This is a genomic window from Desulfonatronospira sp. MSAO_Bac3 (assembly GCF_003838035.1).
Classification (GTDB): domain Bacteria; phylum Desulfobacterota; class Desulfovibrionia; order Desulfovibrionales; family Desulfonatronovibrionaceae; genus Desulfonatronospira; species Desulfonatronospira thiodismutans.
The window spans coordinates 1-1,976 of record NZ_QYZY01000173.1 but is presented as its reverse complement, the minus strand read 5'-3'; the positions used below and the strand labels follow the sequence as shown (position 1 = coordinate 1,976).

Annotated in this window: 2 protein-coding genes; both read right to left on the bottom strand. The window is 55.2% G+C overall.

The features are described from left to right. The coding region (locus D5S03_RS05805; protein ID WP_287042984.1) for a molybdopterin-dependent oxidoreductase at positions 1–1,639 on the bottom strand (1,639 nt) is incomplete at its 3' end. A 140-nt stretch (positions 1,640–1,779) separates the two neighbouring features. After that, positions 1,780–1,976, bottom strand: a 197-nt coding sequence (locus tag D5S03_RS05800; protein WP_287042983.1) for a hypothetical protein, incomplete at its 5' end; no start/stop codon positions are given.

Here is a 1,976-nt window from a genome sequence, read left to right as displayed (position 1 = left end):
GGCTCGGCAACCCTCGCGCCTGTGCTCTTACCTCTATGATTTCATCGGCTATAAATATGTCCACAATTGATCCGGGGGCCGGGGTGAAAATGGTGATTATGCAGAATCCGCCTGTAGTCCACAGCTGGGGCTGCTCTACGGTAGTGGCCGATGGAAAAACATAATCCGCCAGGGCCGCTGACGGCGTCATGTAGTATTCCATGACCACGTACAGTTCCAGGGCTTTCAGGGCCTCAAAGACCATCTTTGAATCCGGAAAAGACAGCATGGGGTTGCTGGCCACGGAAAACATGGCCTTTACCGGATAAGGCTCGCCGGTGCTGACAGCATGAAATACATCCCTGGCGTGAGCCACGCAGGTCCTATACATGGACGGCGGGGAAACCATGCCCTGGGGCAGCTTTTTATTGTTTTCCAGGTTGCGCTCCCAGCCTGGAAATCCGAAAAAGGGATAAGTATCAACGCCCAGCTGTTTGGCCCTTTGTTCAGAACTTATGGCCTCAGCCCTGACCAGGTCGAATTCACCCCGGACTTTTGCCGCCTCCGGGGTCTGGCTGAAGGTCTCACCGCCTTCTATTTCCAGGTTCCCGGTGATGGCCCGCAGAATGGCCCTGGCCCTGGCGCACTGGTTGGAATTGATGCCCTGCTTGTCCAGACCGTAGCCGTAAGGAATCTGGGCCGGGCTGGATTCTGCGTAAAGCCTGGCTGCAGCCTTTATCTTGTCTGCCGGGACCCAGGTGATTTCACTTACCTTTTCCGGGGTGTACTCCTTTACCGCCTCTTTCAGCTCATCAAAGCCCACGGTCCAGTTGGAAACAAACTCCCGGTCATAAAGCTCCTCTTCAATTATCAGCCGGATCCAGCCAAGCATCATGGCCAGGTCTGTTCCCGGCCTGATCTGCAGCCACATCTCAGCAAATTCCACTTCCTGGATGCGCCTGGGATCCACCACGATGAACTTGACCCCTTTGTCCCGGGCATCCTTCAGGGCCGGCCAGGTCTGCACAGGCGAAGAATTGGCCGCAGCCCGCCCCCAGACCACAATGCACTGCGCCTGGCGCGGATTGCCCCTGGCCATGCCTCCGTAGGTGGCATATTCCGTGGCATACGAAGGGCACATGCAGATATTGTTTACCCCGCAGACATTGGGGGACCCGAAAAGGTTGAAAAACCGCCTGCAGTCCCAGTGATGGGTACGGCTGGTACCATGGGTAAAGGCCAGAGTTTCCGGCCCGTACTCATCCCTCAGGCCGGCGAGTTTTTCGGCCACCTCATCCAGGGCCTGTTCCCAGGATATACGCTCCCATTTGCCCTCCCCTCTTTTGCCTTTTCTTTTCAGGGGATAATTTATCCGGTCCGGGTGATGGATATGCTCAGGCATGAGCAGGCCGCGCTCACAGATAAGCCCCCTGGTCACCGGATGGTCCGGGTCGCCGCTGACCTCGAAGACTTTACCATTTTTCATGTGCAGCAGGGTGCCGCAGCGCGGGTGGCACAGACCGCAATAACTGCGCCTGACCTCGTCGTGTTCTTCAGGCCCGGCGTTGGGATCGTATGCATATAGGGGCAGCCCTGAAACTGCCAGTGATGATGTGACTAAGGCCGAATAATGCAGAAATCTTCTTCTGGTTATGGCCATACTGCCTCCAGTGGTTTGAGATTTGCTGATAATGCTGTGAGTTATAGAAAATCCTCGAACATTTGCTTTAAACTGTCAACCAAAACTGGAGGAAAATTTTCACTCCCTCTTTGCCATTCTCTTCAAGGTAAGGGAGCTGATTATCGAACCACCCCCGGCCCCTCCTTAACCAAGGAGGGGAGCAGATCGAGGAACGGCAACACTCTGTCGCAGGCATCTATCAAATACTTTATCTGAATCGTGATCAAACTTCCACCAACCAAGCAAGTCCAAGCCACGGTACAGCTCCCCTCCTTAGCCAAGGAGGGGTCGGGGGTGGTTGTATGAACTCCCTTCC